The organism is Larkinella terrae, from assembly GCF_009668025.1.
GTDB lineage: Bacteria > Bacteroidota > Bacteroidia > Cytophagales > Spirosomataceae > Larkinella > Larkinella terrae.
Genome location: NZ_WJXZ01000013.1, coordinates 183,445 through 199,522, shown reverse-complemented (window position 1 = coordinate 199,522; position 16,078 = coordinate 183,445). Strand labels below are relative to the sequence as shown.

Annotated in this window: 12 protein-coding genes; 4 read left to right on the top strand and 8 right to left on the bottom strand. The window is 51.5% G+C overall.

Translation table 11 applies throughout. The features are described from left to right. Positions 1 to 116 precede the first annotated feature (116 nt). On the top strand, positions 117 to 2,561 hold the full coding sequence (locus tag GJJ30_RS21325; RefSeq protein WP_170299242.1) for a TonB-dependent receptor: 2,445 nt from the start codon (positions 117 to 119) through the stop codon (positions 2,559 to 2,561). A gap of 122 nt (positions 2,562 to 2,683) precedes the next feature. Here GJJ30_RS21325 and GJJ30_RS21320 read toward each other — a convergent pair whose 3' ends face one another. Both GJJ30_RS21320 and GJJ30_RS21315 read right to left on the bottom strand, forming a co-directional pair. After that, entirely contained in the window at positions 2,684 to 4,306 is a 1,623-nt protein-coding gene (locus GJJ30_RS21320) for an ABC-F family ATP-binding cassette domain-containing protein (protein WP_154177217.1), read from the bottom strand. A 278-nt stretch (positions 4,307 to 4,584) separates the two neighbouring features. Further along, positions 4,585 to 5,331, bottom strand: coding sequence for a head GIN domain-containing protein (locus GJJ30_RS21315; protein WP_170299241.1), 747 nt, complete (start codon positions 5,329 to 5,331; stop codon positions 4,585 to 4,587). Between the two features lie 182 nt (positions 5,332 to 5,513). Here GJJ30_RS21315 and GJJ30_RS21310 point away from each other — a divergent pair, with 182 nt between their 5' ends. Then, positions 5,514 to 6,605 (top strand): glycoside hydrolase family 130 protein, encoded by a 1,092-nt coding sequence (locus GJJ30_RS21310; protein WP_154177215.1) that lies wholly within the window; start codon positions 5,514 to 5,516, stop codon positions 6,603 to 6,605. A gap of 107 nt (positions 6,606 to 6,712) precedes the next feature. Here the strand turns inward: GJJ30_RS21310 and GJJ30_RS21305 are convergent, their stop codons facing one another. Both GJJ30_RS21305 and GJJ30_RS21300 read right to left on the bottom strand, forming a co-directional pair. After that, positions 6,713 to 8,215, bottom strand: a complete 1,503-nt coding sequence (locus tag GJJ30_RS21305) for an ATP-binding cassette domain-containing protein (RefSeq protein ID WP_154177214.1) — start codon at positions 8,213 to 8,215, stop codon at positions 6,713 to 6,715. A gap of 255 nt (positions 8,216 to 8,470) precedes the next feature. Then, positions 8,471 to 9,205, bottom strand: coding sequence for a glycoside hydrolase family 19 protein (locus tag GJJ30_RS21300; protein ID WP_154177213.1), 735 nt, complete (start codon positions 9,203 to 9,205; stop codon positions 8,471 to 8,473). Positions 9,206 to 9,386: 181 nt separating this feature from the next. Between GJJ30_RS21300 and GJJ30_RS21295 the strand changes: the two genes are divergently transcribed. Further along, entirely contained in the window at positions 9,387 to 11,357 is a 1,971-nt protein-coding gene (locus GJJ30_RS21295; protein WP_154177212.1) for a glycoside hydrolase family 127 protein, read from the top strand. A gap of 3 nt (positions 11,358 to 11,360) precedes the next feature. Here GJJ30_RS21295 and GJJ30_RS21290 read toward each other — a convergent pair whose 3' ends face one another. The 4 genes from GJJ30_RS21290 to GJJ30_RS21275 all read right to left on the bottom strand — a co-directional run bounded on the left by GJJ30_RS21290 (position 11,361) and on the right by GJJ30_RS21275 (position 15,272). After that, positions 11,361 to 12,659, bottom strand: coding sequence for a sensor histidine kinase (locus GJJ30_RS21290; RefSeq protein ID WP_154177211.1), 1,299 nt, complete (start codon positions 12,657 to 12,659; stop codon positions 11,361 to 11,363). Further along, on the bottom strand, positions 12,656 to 13,327 hold the full coding sequence (locus tag GJJ30_RS21285; RefSeq protein WP_154177210.1) for a response regulator transcription factor: 672 nt from the start codon (positions 13,325 to 13,327) through the stop codon (positions 12,656 to 12,658). The genes GJJ30_RS21290 and GJJ30_RS21285 overlap by 4 nt, the downstream gene beginning before the upstream one ends. A gap of 59 nt (positions 13,328 to 13,386) precedes the next feature. After that, positions 13,387 to 14,253 (bottom strand): hypothetical protein, encoded by an 867-nt coding sequence (locus GJJ30_RS21280; RefSeq protein ID WP_154177209.1) that lies wholly within the window; start codon positions 14,251 to 14,253, stop codon positions 13,387 to 13,389. Between the two features lie 107 nt (positions 14,254 to 14,360). Beyond that, positions 14,361 to 15,272 (bottom strand): NAD(P)/FAD-dependent oxidoreductase, encoded by a 912-nt coding sequence (locus GJJ30_RS21275; protein ID WP_154177208.1) that lies wholly within the window; start codon positions 15,270 to 15,272, stop codon positions 14,361 to 14,363. Positions 15,273 to 15,463: 191 nt separating this feature from the next. On the opposite strand from GJJ30_RS21275, the gene GJJ30_RS21270 reads away from it, so the two are divergent. Next, positions 15,464 to 16,078 (top strand): HAD family hydrolase, encoded by a 615-nt coding sequence (locus tag GJJ30_RS21270; RefSeq protein WP_154177207.1) that lies wholly within the window; start codon positions 15,464 to 15,466, stop codon positions 16,076 to 16,078.

Below are 16,078 nucleotides of genomic sequence, written 5' to 3'. Positions count from 1 at the left end.
TAAAACCGCCTTCTGTCTCCCTAACGGGTTGATCCATCATCATTTGTTGTAAGCCGTTCCCCCGACGGCAATATTTGAACGGTCGCGTCGAAAAGATGCCTACAACTTACGAAAACATGAAATCTCTTTCAGTCCTCATTTTACTTTTCCTGTTTACCAGTCCGGCCTTCTCCCAGACATCCGGCAAAATCATTCGCGGAGTGGTAAAAGATAGCCAGAATGAAACCGTACCTGGTGCTTCGATCAGTTTGCTTCGTTCAACAGATTCGACGCTGGCGGTAGGTGAAATCACCAACGGGAATGGCAAGTTTGAACTTAACAACCTGCCAAACAATACGTATTTCCTCCGTGTGACCAGCGTGGGCAACAATACGTATGAAAGCATAAAACTGACGATCGACGATCTTCATCCAATTATCGAGTTGCCGGTGGTTATTCTGACTCCTTCAAAAACGATGCTGAAAGAAGTTGTTGTGGTGGCCAAACGGCCGGTGGTGGAGCAGGAAATCGATAAAACCATCGTGAATGTGGACGCGATGATCGGGAGCGCCGGGAGCAACACGCTCGAAGTGCTGGAAAAAACGCCCGGTGTGACGGTCGATATCAACGGTGACATTAGTCTGAATGGGAAAAGCGGGGTGCTGGTTTTGATCGATGGACGACCCACCTATATGTCGGGGCAGGATCTGGCATCGTATCTGAAATCACTGCCCGGCGGTTCGCTCGATAAAATCGAACTCATGACCAACCCGCCTGCTAAATACGACGCAGCCGGGACTTCCATTATCAACATTCGCTTGAAAAGAAACCGGATTCAGGGTTTTACCGGAGATGTTTCGACGAGTTATAATCAGGGCGTGAAGGGACGAAGTAATAATGCAGTCAGTTTAAATTTTAACCATAAAAAAATAAATCTGTTCGGAGGGCTGGGATATAACAAAGACGCAAACTATTCGGACGATCGGTATAACCGAACATTTTTCAATGAAAATTCTTCCGTCCATTCCTCGGTCCGGTTGGAAAATAAGTCCAGTTATACCAGCCACGGCTTCACGGGAAGAATTGGAATGGATTATGCGGTTTCTCCGAAATCAACCTACGGTTTTGTCCTGAATATCCAGAACCAACCCAGGCAGGAAAGACTCGATTATTCAAGTTTAAATTTTAACTCCAGCTCGGTTTTGGATTCGGTTGGAAATGGAAAAACCTTGGGAGATTTCAATTGGAGAAATGTGGGTGCCAATGTCAATTTCCAACACAAATTCAATACTGCGGGAAGAGAACTTACGGCGGACATAAACTATTTAAATTATCATACCGATGGCAACCAGAACCTAACGCAATACATGCGTACAGCCGATGGCAGGATTAGTAACCGCAACGATTTTTTCTATGATTTGCCCTCCGACATTTCAATTTATTCCGCTAAAGCTGATTATACGCATCCGTTTAAAGACAAAGCAGCGCTGGAGGCTGGTTTTAAAACCAGTCTGGTGAATACGGATAATAATTCACAATACTTTGAGGTGGTAAATAATGCCTACCTACCCGATTACGGCAAATCCAATCATTTTATTTACCGTGAAAATATTAATGCTGTTTACATAAATTCCCGGAAGGAGTGGCGTCGAATTGCTGCTCAGCTTGGTTTCCGTCTCGAAAATACCATCGCTAATGGCCATCAGTTAGGGAATACCGAAGTAAAAGAAACGTCTTTCGATAAAAATTATACGCGCTTGTTTCCGTCGGCTTTTGTTCGTTATAAATTAGACACGGTTGGGAGTAATACGCTGACGATAAGTATTGCCCGGCGAATAAACCGGCCGAATTATCAGTCATTGAATCCCTTTTTATTTTATCGTGATAACTATTCGTATACAGCAGGAAACCCGTTGCTTAAACCACAGTATCACCTCCAGTACGAACTGAAATACCAATATAAAAACAGTTTTGGCATTGCTTTTCAGTTTAATCAATTTACCGATGTGATTTTCCAGACGACGCAAGCTATCGATAACATTTTCATCACCAGTCCGAACAACGTGGCAAGAGGCCGTATTATAGCGCTGGCTGCCAATTTAACCCAACCACTCACAAAATGGTGGACATTAAATGCCAACGCAACCTTTTCTAATATGCAATTGAATGGAATGGCTTATTCGGAAAAGCTAAACCCGGGAATAAATCAAGCCAGAATGAATTTGATCAACCAATTGAAATTTAATAAGGGCTGGAATGGCGAGATAACCGGTTTTTTTGTGACCAAAGATCTGAATGGCCAGCGAATAACAAATCCGCGTTACCGGATCAATACGGCTGTTCAAAAGAAGATTTTAAATGACAAAGGCAGTGTTCGTCTGATCGTGGAAGATATCTTTCATTCGTGGATCCAAAACGATCGGACAGTAAGTCTGAAACAGGCGGAAGCCTTTCACACCAATGTGACCGATACCCGCCGGATTGGCATGGCCTTCACGTATCGGTTTGGAAAGGAAACTTTCGCCCGTAAACGTCGCCATACCGATAATGGCGCCGATTCGGAGAAAGGGAGAGTGGATTAAGGCTTTGGTATACGGTTTTCAGTTTGCGGTGGCTGGCGCAATGGAAATGAACTATTAAAAATGAACACAAGATCGTGCGCCAGCCAACGAATACCGTAAACCGATTATTGGAAACCGTAAACTTATTTATAAAGCTCTGCCCGCTGGGCTTTCACTTTGTCATCCGTTAGGTATTCATCGTACGTCATCAGTTTATCGAGGTGGCCGTAGGGGGCAATTTCGATAATGCGGTTCGCGATGGTTTCGCCGAACTGGTGGTCATGCGATGTAAACAAAACCGGTCCTTTGAAGTCGATCAGGCCGTTGTTGAGGGCCGTAATGGATTCCAGGTCAAGGTGGTTGGTGGGTTCGTCCAGTGTCAGAAGGTTGGCACCGGAAAGCATTACTTTGGAAAGCATGCAGCGTACTTTCTCCCCCCCGGACAAAACCGTCGATTTCTTCAGGGATTCTTCCCCCGAAAATAGCATTCGACCCAGAAAACCGCGGATAAAGCTTTCGTCTTTCTCGGCGGAGAACTGACGGAGCCAGTCGACCAGGTTCAGGTCATTCTGGAAAAATTTATCGCGGCCCGTATCATTGGGGAAATAAGCCGGCGTAATCGTCACACCCCACTTGAACTCGCCCGAATCGGCTTTGCGCTCGCCCGAAAGAATATCGAACAGGGCGGTCACGGCCAGACCGTCGCGGCTGAAGAAGAAAATCTTGTCGCTTTTGCGCATCGAAAACGACAGATTCGTAAACAGGCGCGCTCCATCATCGCTGGTGTACGTCAGGTTTTCAACGGTCAGAATCTGATCGCCCGGTTCGCGCTCCGGTTTAAAGTTTATATAGGGGTATTTCCGCGACGAGGGCGCAATGTCGTCGAGAGTCAGTTTTTCGAGTAACTTGGCACGGCTGGTTGCCTGTTTCGACTTGGAAGCATTGGCCGAAAACCGCCGGATAAATTCTTCGAGTTCCTTGCGTTTTTCTTCCGTCCGCTTGTTCTGATCCTGGCGTTGTTTCAACGCCAGCTGGCTCGATTCGTACCAGAAGGTGTAGTTTCCGGCAAATAACCGCACTTTCGAAAAGTCGATATCGACGACCTGCGTACAGACCTGGTCGAGGAAGTGGCGGTCGTGGGAAACCACGATGACGGTATTTTTAAAGTTGGCGAGGAAGTTTTCCAGCCACAGACTTGATTCCACGTCGAGGTTGTTGGTCGGTTCGTCGAGCAGCAGAATATCCGGGTTGCCAAACAACGCCTGCGCGAGCAGGACCCGAACTTTCTCGGAACCGTTCAGATCCGCCATCTGGCTGTAATGCAAATCTTCTTTGATGCCCAAACCGCTCAGCAACGTAGCGGCATCCGACTCGGCATCCCAGCCGTTCATTTCGGCAAATTCGGCTTCGAGGTTGGCTGCCCGCTCGCCGTCGGCATCCGTGAATTCGGTTTTGGCGTAGAGCGCATCCTTCTCCTGCATGATGTTATACAGGCGTTTGTTACCCATGATGACGGTTTGTAAAACCGGAAATTCGTCATAGGCAAACTGATTCTGATTCAGGACCGAAAGCCGCTCGCCGGGGGTAATTACGACTGAACCCGTCTGGGGCTCGATTTCTCCCGACAAAATTTTCAAAAACGTTGATTTACCGGCTCCATTGGCGCCAATAACGCCATAACAGTTGCCTGCGGTAAACTTTATATTGACGTCGTCGAACAAAACCCGCTTGCCGTAGCGGAGTGAGACGTTTTGAACTGAAATCATGGATTGCTCTCCTTATAGAAATGAAGGTGCAAAGGTACGGAAATTTGGCTTTTTTCGCCAGATAAAAACGAAAACCCTGACAGCGGTCGCAGACCCTGTCAGCGGTTTTCGTTTTTTACGGATTATAAATGGTTGATTCGTTGGTGTGGAGTATAATCGGTGACGGGATTTTTAACCGCTGTTGGATTCTTAGACCACTAATGGAGAAACCGCTAATGGATTTTAAGGGCCTACCAAAGAAACCGCTGTCAGGGTCTGCGACCGCTGACAGGGTTTGGTTAATTAGGCTCGACTTTGCTGCCACCCGTCGCGCTTTGGTTGACGTTGGCCGGGTTGCCCTTGTAATTGATCTTGCTGGCACCACTGGCCTCGGCGGTCAGTGATTTGTTGGCCCGGATGTTGGCGTGGCTGCCACCTGATGCCTTCACAGTTACGTCCCGGGCTGCGTAGTCAAATGCCTCGACGTGGGAGCCACCCGACACATCCACGCTGAGCTGATTGATCAGACTGGTTCCGGCATCATCACCGGTAGTGACTTTTGATTCCGTCAGTTGCAGTTTCGATCCGCCGGAAACAATGGCGTTTGTCCGCGTGGCAATTACTTCCCAGGTTCCGTGCGTTCCGCCGGAGAGTTCAATGTTGAGATCGCTCAGGTTTGTAAAGCCTTTCACAGTTGCGTGAACACCGCCCGAAAAATTGGCTCCCCGCAGGGTAGGCATCGTAATTGTGAAGCCCGTGGTGTACTTCCGGTTTTTGTTCGTGCGATACTTGGCGGTAAGTGTGCCGTTGCGGACGACGACATCCAGTTCATCAAGGTTGCGTTGATCGCCTTTGGCCATAATTTTGAAACCCGGCCCCGCTTCCACGGAGACGTCAAAACCGCTGCCCAATTCCAACTGATCGAACCCCGTCAGCAGGAATGCTTTTTCTCCTTCCTGAAGCGGGCCGACATCTTCCCGGTTGCAACTGGACAAAAAGGGCAGGATAGCCGTAAAAGCGGCCAGTAAAATCACAAAACGTTTCATCGGTTCTTGTTGTTTAATTCGCATCAAAGTTGGGCCTGATCCGGCATCCGGACCAGAAAAAACCGGTTTAACTGGCGATTTTGGGCCCTGAACCGTACAATAGTTGTTCTTAAAGCAAATTCTGGTAAGTTGGCACTAACTTGAAACTAGATTTAACGGAGATTAATATAAAACCCGAACCTATGCTGCGTCGCACCCTTTTACCGATTGTCGTTTTATTTTTCAATGTTCAAGTCTTCGCTCAATCGCCCTACAAAGCGTGGATGATTGGCGAGTTTGTCAAACAAAATGCGGCCAATCCGGTGCTGGATGCCAAAAATACTACAACCTTCAACTGCCCGGTGCGGGGTGAGTCGGTGCGCTGGGAGGAGAAAGACGTCTTTAATCCGGCGGTAGTGGTTCGAAACGGTAAAATCTGCCTCATCTACCGGGCCGAAGACACCGTTGGGAAACACGCCGGAACCTCGCGGCTGGGCCTGGCGACCAGTACCGACGGAATTCATTTCAAGCGACTACCCAAACCGGTTTTTTACCCCGACAACGACGCCATGAAAATGTACGAATGGGAGGGAGGCTGTGAAGATCCGCGGATTGTGGAAAGTCCAAACCGGGTGTACGTCATGACCTACACCTCGTACGATGGCGACAAAGCCCGGCTGTGCGTGGCAACCTCCAAAAATCTGGTCAACTGGAAAAAACAGGGGCTGGCGTTCGATGATTTAAAATACCGCAACGAATGGTCGAAATCGGGTTCGATTGTGTGCAAGCGGATTGGCAGCCGGATCGTTGCGCAAAAGATCAATGGAAAATACTGGATGTACTGGGGCGATCAGCCGCAGCTTTACTGCGCATCGTCGCCCGATTTGATTCACTGGACACCCGTCGAAACCGCCGACGGCAAGTTGTTTGCCGCAGCCGAGTACCGCAAGGACAAGCACGATTACCGCTTGCTGGAACCCGGCCCACCGGCCTTGCTGACAAAAAATGGCATTGTGTTGTTGTATAACGGGATGAACAACGGAAAGGAAGGCGACCGCGATTTGCCGGATGGAACTTACGCGGCCGGTCAGTTGCTTTTCGATGCCAACGAACCCACCAAACTCCTCGACCGTTCGGAAACGTATTTCATGAAACCGGATCAGCCGTATGAGATTGTCGGTCAGGTCAATAACGTCTGTTTTATCGAAGGCATGGTGCCCTACAAAGGCAAGTGGTTTCTGTATTACGGAACCGCCGATTCCAAAATTGCCGTAGCCACGGCCCCGGCGAAGTAATATTTTGAAATTAATGATAAATGTAGAATGATGGACGCCGAATGAAAAGGTTATGGTATTAAAGCACTCTTAGAGACAGTCCCTTACATTTTACATTTATCATTAATTCACATTTCCCCAATCGTTCCTTTCCCCATTTCCAGCCGCAAAACCCGCGTAACGCAGGCTGGGATTTCCTCGGCGTAATGCGAAACGTACAAAAGCGTTCGTTCGGAGGTCTGGCAAAGTTCGTCGACCAAATCCCGGAAACGCGCGATGTGGGGCGGATCGAGATTCTGACAGGGTTCGTCCAGTACGAGCAGGGGCGGGTTTTTCGTTAGCGCCCGGGCCAGCAGCACCCAGCGTTGCTCGCCGGTCGAAAGCTGGGCGAGTCGTTTTTCCCGGAGGTGCTGAATGCGCAGTAAATTCAGCATAAATTCAACCTGATCGGTTTGCTCCGGCGTCAGTTTGCGGAATAAACCCGCCGTATCGAACAGGCCCGAAGCCACGACTTTCCAGACGGGTTGTTCACGGGGAAAATAGAGGTGGAGCTCCGGCGATACAAATCCGATGTTACGTTTGATGTCCCAGATGCTTTCACCGCTTCCGCGTTTTCGGTCAAACAACTCATACTGATTGCGGTAACTCTGCGGATTGTCCGCCGTTATCAAACTTAGCAGGGTGGATTTTCCCGAGCCGTTCGGGCCTAAAACCGCCCATTTTTCACCGCGCCGGACTTCCCAGTTGATCGAATCCAGCACCATTTTCTCGCCGTAGGAAACCGTTACCTGCTGCATCCGCACGGCAAAATTGAACGGGATGGCGGAGGTGTTCAGCCAACGGGCCAGCAACGCGGGATCGGTCAGGGTTTCGGGGGCCGGATCGGGCAGGGTCGGCATTTCGGCTTTCGGTCCCTGCCAGCTAATTTGGCCGTCGGACAGCTCAAGGACGTGGGTGATGCAAGCCGGTATTTCGCGCGGGGTTGTCACCAGCACCAGGGTAGTTCCTTCGGCGGCAATGCGGTTTAGAATACCGTGCAAACGTTCGCGGCTGCTTGTATCCAATCCGCCAAACGGGTTATCCAGTAATAAAACGCGGGGTTGGCGGAGGAGGGAGCGGGCCAACAACGTCCGGCGGGTTTCGCCATTGGAAAGCGAAGTCAGGTGGCGGTCCAGCAAATGGATAATATGCACCCAGCCAGCCACTTCCGCGAGCCATTCCTCCGAATAAGCCGGTGGCGGTAACTCAACGGAGTTTTCGTTTACGGTTCCCGTCGGCTTGATCCGATGCTGCAAAACCTCCCAAACCGTCGGGGATTCTTCGGCTGAATCGGCGTTGAAACGTTGCTGGTAATACCGGGCCGATGAAGCTACCTGCCGGTCAAACTGGTAATCATTGGCGACCTGTTCAACCACATTCCGCAACTGGCCCGGCGGATGGATGTAGTGGCCACTCAAAACCGGCAGCCGACCACCAAGCGTATCCAGAAACGAGCTTTTTCCGGAACTGGTTGGACCCAAAACCGCCCAGTGTTCACCCGGTTTCAACGACCAGTTCAGGTGTTGCAGAACAAGGCCGGTGGGACGGCGGACGGTAGCGTTTTGTAAGGATAATAGGGGATCAAACGACATTCGCAGTCAGGTTTAAGCCCCAAACTTACAAGACCACCCATTATAAAAAGTAGTTTAGGGTTTAAAGTTTAATGGTTATGGTTTAAAGTGCTGATTGATAGTTATAATGATGTAAATGGTAAAGCCTGTCTAAAATTCAAAATTTTCCTTTTTCGGTCTGCCCCCAACCCCCTAAAGGCCGGGCGGCCGGTGCCGGGCTTTGAAATGCCGATTAAAGCCCCCTTTAGGAGGTTGGGGGCAAAGTGGATCCGGCAATTACCCTTCAGCTTTCTCAATCGAACTTGCTTTTTTCCTTCTGGTAGTAGCGGTTTTCTTCTTGCGGGGTGCCCGTTTTTTAGGAAAATCCATCGGTCCCAATCCGCGACCAATGAGAGTCGCAACCGGCAGGGCGGACAGCAAAACTTCATCAAACCGGCGGGCCAGATCGGCGATGGTTTGGGCTTTGTCCGATCCGTTGATGATACTGCGTGCTTTTTCGTATTCCGGCGGAACGTTGTCTTTGATGAACTGATCGAGTCGCTTGCCGGTAAACCACCCCTCTTTCATGCCCTGCACCGCAATTCGATACGCCAGATCGGGTTGTTTGGCCAGATCGGGGTTGGTAACCAGATCGACGTGGAGGAATTTGCCGGCCCTGGTGTAATTCGCGCGACCGGTTAACTGCACGTAACCGCGACCTTTGAACCGCGCTCCGTCGCCCGGCTGGGTATTGCCGAGCATTTTCCCGACGGCGGTTCCCGGCCCGTATTTTTTGTTGAAACGATCGTCGGTGCCAAATTCGTCGATAGGCGCCATCGTATGGGCGGTTTCCCATTTAAAAGTAGCCAGGCAGTAGGCGAGCTGACGGCGGTCTTTTTCGGATTCGGAAAACCGGTCGTCGTTTTCGATCTGATCGATCAGGAAGTCCACGGCATCCACCAGGGGCTGAGTCAATTTTCCGAAGCGGGTGCGGTAGGAGTCGAAGAATTTTTTTCGGTTAAAATTACGCATGGTTTTAGAGGAAAAGGGACGGATAATAAGGTACTGGTAATTTGGATGGGCACATTTATGTATTTATTGAACGGTAGGTATTGCGCGAAAAACCGCCCGCGATGGATAAACTTTGCGACGATGGTTTAATTCTGTGCGACAACGGCTATTTTTGAAAACGAGTCGTAAAACCCATAACCTGATGATCCTTCGAATTCAATTTCTTGCCCCCCTTTTGGCAGGAGCGGTTTCGCTCGCCGTCGATGCGCAGATACCGGTCAAACGGTTTGAACCGGTCAGCTTTTCGCAGGTTGATATTACCGACCATTTCTGGCGTCCGAAGCTCGATAAAGTGGCGACGGCTACCTTGCAGGCTTGTATTTACCAGACGGAAGAAAAGACCGGGCGCATCCGGAATTTCGAAAAAGTAAAGCGCGGGCAACACGAAAAACACGAGGGAATTTACTACGACGACAGCGATGTGTACAAGGCACTGGAGGCCATCGCGTATTCCCTAAAAAACCGCCCCGATGCCGAACTGGAAAAGAAGGCGGATGAGTGGATTGACAAGATTGCAGCGGCTCAACTGCCTGACGGATATCTGAATACGTATTATACCCTGGTTGGTTTGGACAAACGCTGGACCGATATGGAGAAACACGAAGACTACTGCGCCGGTCACCTCATCGAAGCCGCTGTGGCCTATTACAATACCACCGGAAAACGAAAATTACTGGATGTTGCTATCCGGTTTGCCGATCACATCGACGCGACGTTTCGGCAGCCTAACCGGCACTGGGTCAGCGGCCATCAGGAAATTGAACTGGCCCTGATGAAGCTCTATCACCAGACAAAAAACGACCGGTATCTGAAGCTGGCCGACTGGTTTCTCGACCAGCGTGGCCGTGGTTTCGGCAAAGGGAAAATCTGGGATGACTGGAAGAATCCGGCGTATGCCCAGGATGCCGAGCCCGTGAAAGCACAGAAGGAGATTACCGGACACGCGGTTCGGGCCATGTACCAGTATACCGGAGCGGCCGACGTGGCCGCCAGCACCGGTGACGCGGGTTACATGACTGCCATGAAAACCGTGTGGGAAGATGTCGTTTACCGAAATATGTACATTACGGGCGGCATCGGATCGTCGGGGCAAAACGAAGGATTTTCCGTGGATTACGACCTGCCGAACGAAACCGCCTACTGCGAAACCTGTGCATCGGTCGGAATGGTGTTCTGGAACCAGCGCATGAACCTGCTCACGGGCGAGGCCAAGTACGTTGATGTCCTGGAGCGGAGTCTTTACAATGGCGCGCTGGACGGCCTGAGTTTGAGTGGCGACCGGTTTTTCTACGGAAATCCGCTGGCTTCCAGTGGGAAAACGGCCCGCAGTGAGTGGTTCGGAACGGCCTGCTGCCCGTCGAACATTGCCCGGCTGGTGGCGTCGCTCGGCGATTATATCTACGGCAAAAACGATTCCGGCATCTGGGTGAATCTCTACATCGGGAGCAATACGACGCTGAAAATTGGCAAAAGCGAAGTGCCGGTCAAACTGGAAACCAATTATCCCTGGGAAGGTAGTGTCCGATTGACGGTGAATCCGGCGAAAAAGACGCCTTACGCCCTGCATTTGCGGATACCGGGCTGGGTCAGTAATGTGCCGGTTCCCGGTGATTTATACCGGTTTACGGAAGCCGGAAAAACCGCCCCAATCCTGAAGCTTAACGGGAAACCGATTGCGTTCTGGGAAGAAAACGGGTATGCGGTTCTGGAACGGACCTGGCAAAAAGGCGATGTAGTTGAGCTGGAATTACCAATGGAAGTGAAGCGGGTTGTCGCCAAAAAAGAGGTGGTTGCCGCCAACGATCGGGTTGCCATTCAGCGCGGGCCGCTGGTCTATTGCGTGGAAGGTATCGACAATAACGGCCAGGCCTGGAACCTGTTAGTGCCTGATCAAACGACGTTTACAACGCAATTGTATCAGGTGAGCACCGAACCGGTGGTAGCTATTCAGGCCGATTTGCCGGTAATTGGCCCCTCCGCCGATGGGTCGCGTGTGGTGACGGAAAAAAAGAAAGTAACGGCGATTCCGTATTACGTCTGGGCCAATCGGGGCAAAAGCCCGATGCAGGTTTGGCTGCCGACCAAAGCTAAACAGGTGAAGCTCGTCGATTAACGATCAGTAAACGGTGTCGGCGGGCAGAATCAACTCGCTGGTGAAAGTCGATGATTGCCAGGTCAGATTCAGCGTTCCGCCCAGCAAAACAGTTAACCGGTGAGTAATCCAGAGGCCCAGCCCGTGGCCTTCCTTGAGTGGATCGGCCCGAAAATACGGCTGCCGCAGGTCGATCGTTGGGCCGCTTTCGCGCAGGGTGCGGTTTTGAATCTGAATGATCCAGTTTTCCTCCTGCAGCAGTTTGACGGTAACGACACTGCCGGAAACGGCGTATTTTACCGCATTTTCGATCAGATTCAGGAGTATATGCTCCAGCTTGAGGGCGTCGGTCGTCAGGGGTGATTCGGGAAAAACCGCTCGTTCAAACGTCGTCGTTACATTGTAATCGATGGTGAGTGATGCGAGTTGCGTCAGGCATTTTTCAATCAAATCTGACAAGGTAATCGGACTTTTTTTCAAAACCGGAGCCAGGTTATCAGGTTGACTCAGGGTTAGAAACTCGTTGATCAATCGGGTCAGGCGGCTGACATCTTCGAGTTGCCCCATCAGAAATTGATGCGTTTGAGGGTCCACCTGCCCCCGGTGGAGCGTTACCTCAAGACCGGTTTTCATCACCGTCAGCGGGGTGCGAAGTTCGTGTGCGGCCGCTCCAAAAAAATGGCGTTGTCCCTCCGCACTTTCGCGAATTCGCGCCAGCATGCGATTTAGGGTTTCGGTTAGCCGATACAATTCGTCCCGGGTTTTCGGTAAGGCAAGCGGCTCGGCGTGATCGGCGGTTTTGATCGCTTCGGCCTGATTGACAATCAGTTGAATGGGCCGCAATAGCCAACCGGCGATGCCATACCCCGCGCCAAAAGCAAGCAGGAGACTCAGTAACCAACCCAGCCCGAACACCTTGCGCAACTGTTTGATATCCGTTCGCAAACTCTCATCGGGAATCGCCAGCGTGAGACTTAACCGACCAGCCGGGTATTGCTCGGGCGACGCTTGAACGGTAATTGGCCGGTAGGAAGGTGCCGGATCGCTTGTAAGGTCGGGAAAACCGGGGCTGCGGAAAAGCTCGCGCGTTTGACCATAACTTTCGTAGATCACGCGCATTCGCTCGGTTCCGTTTGGGAGAGGAATAATGACCGGATCGACGCTGACGAGGGTTAGTAACCAACCCGCCCGCACCTGCGTGGCCCGGTCGAACGCCTGTTGCAGACTGGTTTCTGCCCTGGTCAGCATCAGGTAGCCCGCCAAACCACTCACGACCGCGAAAACCGCCATTACCGCCAGCACAATCCGACTGCGCAGACTCATTGGTTTTTCAGCCGGTATCCGCGACCGACCAGCGTTTCAATCAGCCCGGTCTGGCCGGTGGCATCCAGCTTTTTGCGCAGTTGATAAATGTGGACTTCAATGACATTGCTGCCCATGTCGTAATCCGCCGACCAGACTTTTTCCGCGATTTCGTTTTTGGTAACCAGTTGTCCGGTCCGGCGCATCAGCAGTTCGAGCAGGGCAAATTCGCGGTTGGTCAGGCTCAGACTCTTGCCGCTTTTGATCACTTCGTGCGAAATGAGATGCATTTCCAGATCGGCCACGCGCAACACCACGCTGTCGCCGGTAGCGGTTCGGCGTTGCAGAATCCGGATTCGGGCCAGCAGTTCATCGAAATCGAAGGGCTTGCGGAGGTAATCCACGGCGCCCAGATCCAGTCCCTGCACCACCGTGGCCGGATCACTCAGCGCCGAAAGAATCATGACCGGAACCGCCAGCCGGAAGGCCCGCAGGTTTTTCAGGACGTCGAAACCGGTTTGGCCCGGCAGCATCAGATCGAGCAACACCAGATCGTAAAGGCCACCGGCGAGTTGATCGAGTCCTTCGGTGCCGGAATGCGTCAGGTCGGCGACATGGCCGTGTTGTTCCAGGCCCTGTTTGATAAACCGGCCCAGTTTACGCTCGTCTTCGATCACTAAAATTTTCATATATCAATTACAAAACCGCTCCGGATCGGTCAAAATCCGGAGCGGTTGCTGGCAGTTGATTACCGGATCAGGTATTGCTGACCGTTGATTGTCAGAATTGTAGGGCGCAAGATATTCACTTTTTCGAGTTGAACCTGCCCTTCCCGCAGGATTTTGGGGTATCCCTGTACGGTAATCGTACTTCCTTTCGTGGCCAGATTCGTCAGTTGGTAAGCCACATCGGCCGGAATGCGGATAATCGTTTTGGCGTCACCGGAAGCCGTTAGCGTAAACCCATTGACGCGGCCCGCGCGATCGAGCTGGTAATCAGCTATTTTACCTGTCACGGTTGCTGCCGACGGAGCGGCCGGAGGAGTGGTCGGCGGAGTTGGCGGAGCGTCCAGAATGGTCGTTTTCCCGGCCGTGAGGCTCGTCATCCGGAAGATCGATTCACCGTCAAGGCCCGTTTCCGAAATACCGCTTATACTCACCGAATTGCCGGATTTAACGGCCTGTTGAATCGATTGCCCGAGATGAGCCGGAAACTTGACGAGGGTGGTGGAACCTGCCGCGGTTTTTAACAGAAAACCATCCAGAATAAAATCGTCATTTCCTTTTAACTCACCGACCGTTCCGGTCAACGTCGTCAGGGCGGTCAATGCCCCGCGTTCGCGCGGACCACGCGGTTCGCGGGGGCCCCGTGGACCTTGTGAATCCCCCAATTCTTCCCGCCGATCCGAAGAATGTCTGGAGTCGCGGAACTGTCCGCCCGGGTAGCCACCCCGATGACCGCGACCAGCCCGCAATTCGATGGGGGGAACTGGCGCTTCCGCAGCGGCATCGGGAGCGTTCAGGGGAGGAGTCGGAGCGGTTTGCGCGTGAAGTTGGGGCGTAATCAGGCTGCCCATCAGCAGGAGGCTGGTCATCATTTTTGCGTTGTTTTTCATTGTCAATGTCATTTACTGTTGATTATGAAACAAAGCTAGAAACGCGTCCTGAGTCCGGCCTGAAACTGAAATTAATTTTTCTTCATACGGTTATGAGCCGGTTTTGATCAGAATTCCTCGTTCAGCAGTTCCCGAAAAATTCCCAAGGCCGCCTTCATGCCGTTGGAAGCCGCAATCAGGACCTGTCGCATCATCGTCTGCGTGTCACCAGCCGCGTAGACGCCGTTGACGCTGGTTTTGCCCAATCCATCGGTGATCACAAATCCTTTGTCGTCCAGTTGACAACCCAGCTGCGTGGCCAGATCGCTGGTCTGACTGAGCGTGGAATGGCTGTAAAGCGCGTCGATGGGAACGGTTTTCTGGTCGGCAAGTTTCAACGCTTTCAACTGCCCTTGCTGGTGCTGAAGGGCCAAAATGGGCGTTTCAATAATTGGGATAGTGTGTTCCTGCAATTTGGCGGTCTGCTCGTCTGTCAAGGTCGATGGTCCGTTGGTAAACAACGTCATACCCGGACTCCAGTGGTGAATAAGTTTGGTCATTTCAAAACCGGTTTCACCGTTTGCCAACACACCCACCACCCGATCTTTCACCTCGTAACCGTGGCAAAACGGGCAATGCAAGACCGAAATACCCCAACACTCGGCAAAACCGGGCAGGGGCGGAAAACCGTCGGCCAGACCCGTCGCCAAGATGATGCGTTTGGCAAAGAAAGTCTCGTCAGCCTGAGTCGCTACGCGAAAACCGGTTTCATCCCGAGTCGCTGATGTTGCCGTCGCGCTTAAAAACCGCACCGTAGGATACGCCAGCGCCTGTTCGCGGGCAATTGCCGAAAGCTTGGCGGGTGTTTCGCCGTCGCGGGTCAGGAAACTGTGGGAGTGAGGTGTTTTCCGGTTGGCGGGCTGGCCGCTGTCGAGCACCAGAACCGTTCGCAGGGCACGACCCAGCAGCAGGGCCGCGCTGAGTCCGGCATAACTGCCGCCAATGATGATGACATCGAAGTGAGAAGTTGATGGGGTCATTTTTGAGGATGCAAATGATGGTGTAAGTCTTAATTTATTTTCTTCCCTTGTGGTTTAGGAGCATTCTTCGGCAAAGTAATGGCTATTTTTCTATTTATGCAACTATGTTGCAAATATGGTTTTGGATGCTAAAATTGATCTACCTTTGAAGTGCATTACCTTTATCGGACGTTTACTCATTCGTTACCTTCATGATCAATACAATTATTTTCGACCTCGGTGCGGTTTTAATTGACTGGAATCCCCACTACCTGTACAGTAAGGTTTTTCAGGAAGAGGAGATGCGGATTTTTCTGGAAACCGTTTGCACCCCCGCCTGGAATGAAGAGCAGGATGGCGGGCGGCCACTGCAGGAAGCGACGGATTTGCTGGTGGCCCAATTTCCTGAACACGAAGCGAATATCCGGCTGTTTTACGATCGCTGGGCGGAAATGTTGCAGGGCGAAATTCCCGGAATGGTTGAGCTGCTTCAGTCGATTAAAGCCAGCGGTAAGTATAAATTGTACGCGCTGACGAACTGGTCGGCCGAGACCTTTCCGATTGCGCAGGAGCGGTTTGAATTTCTAGGCTGGTTTGACGGAATTGTCGTTTCCGGCGTTGAAAAAGACCGAAAACCGTTCGCTTCCTTTTACCAAACCTTATTGAATCGGTATTCGATCCAACCGGACGAAGCTCTCTTCATCGATGACAATCTTCGAAATATCAAAGCCGCCGAACAGCTGGGAATCCACGCCATTCATTTTACCCACGTCGATGCGTTAAAACCGCAGTTGATTGAGTACGGCATTCCGGTCGAAACGGTTTAA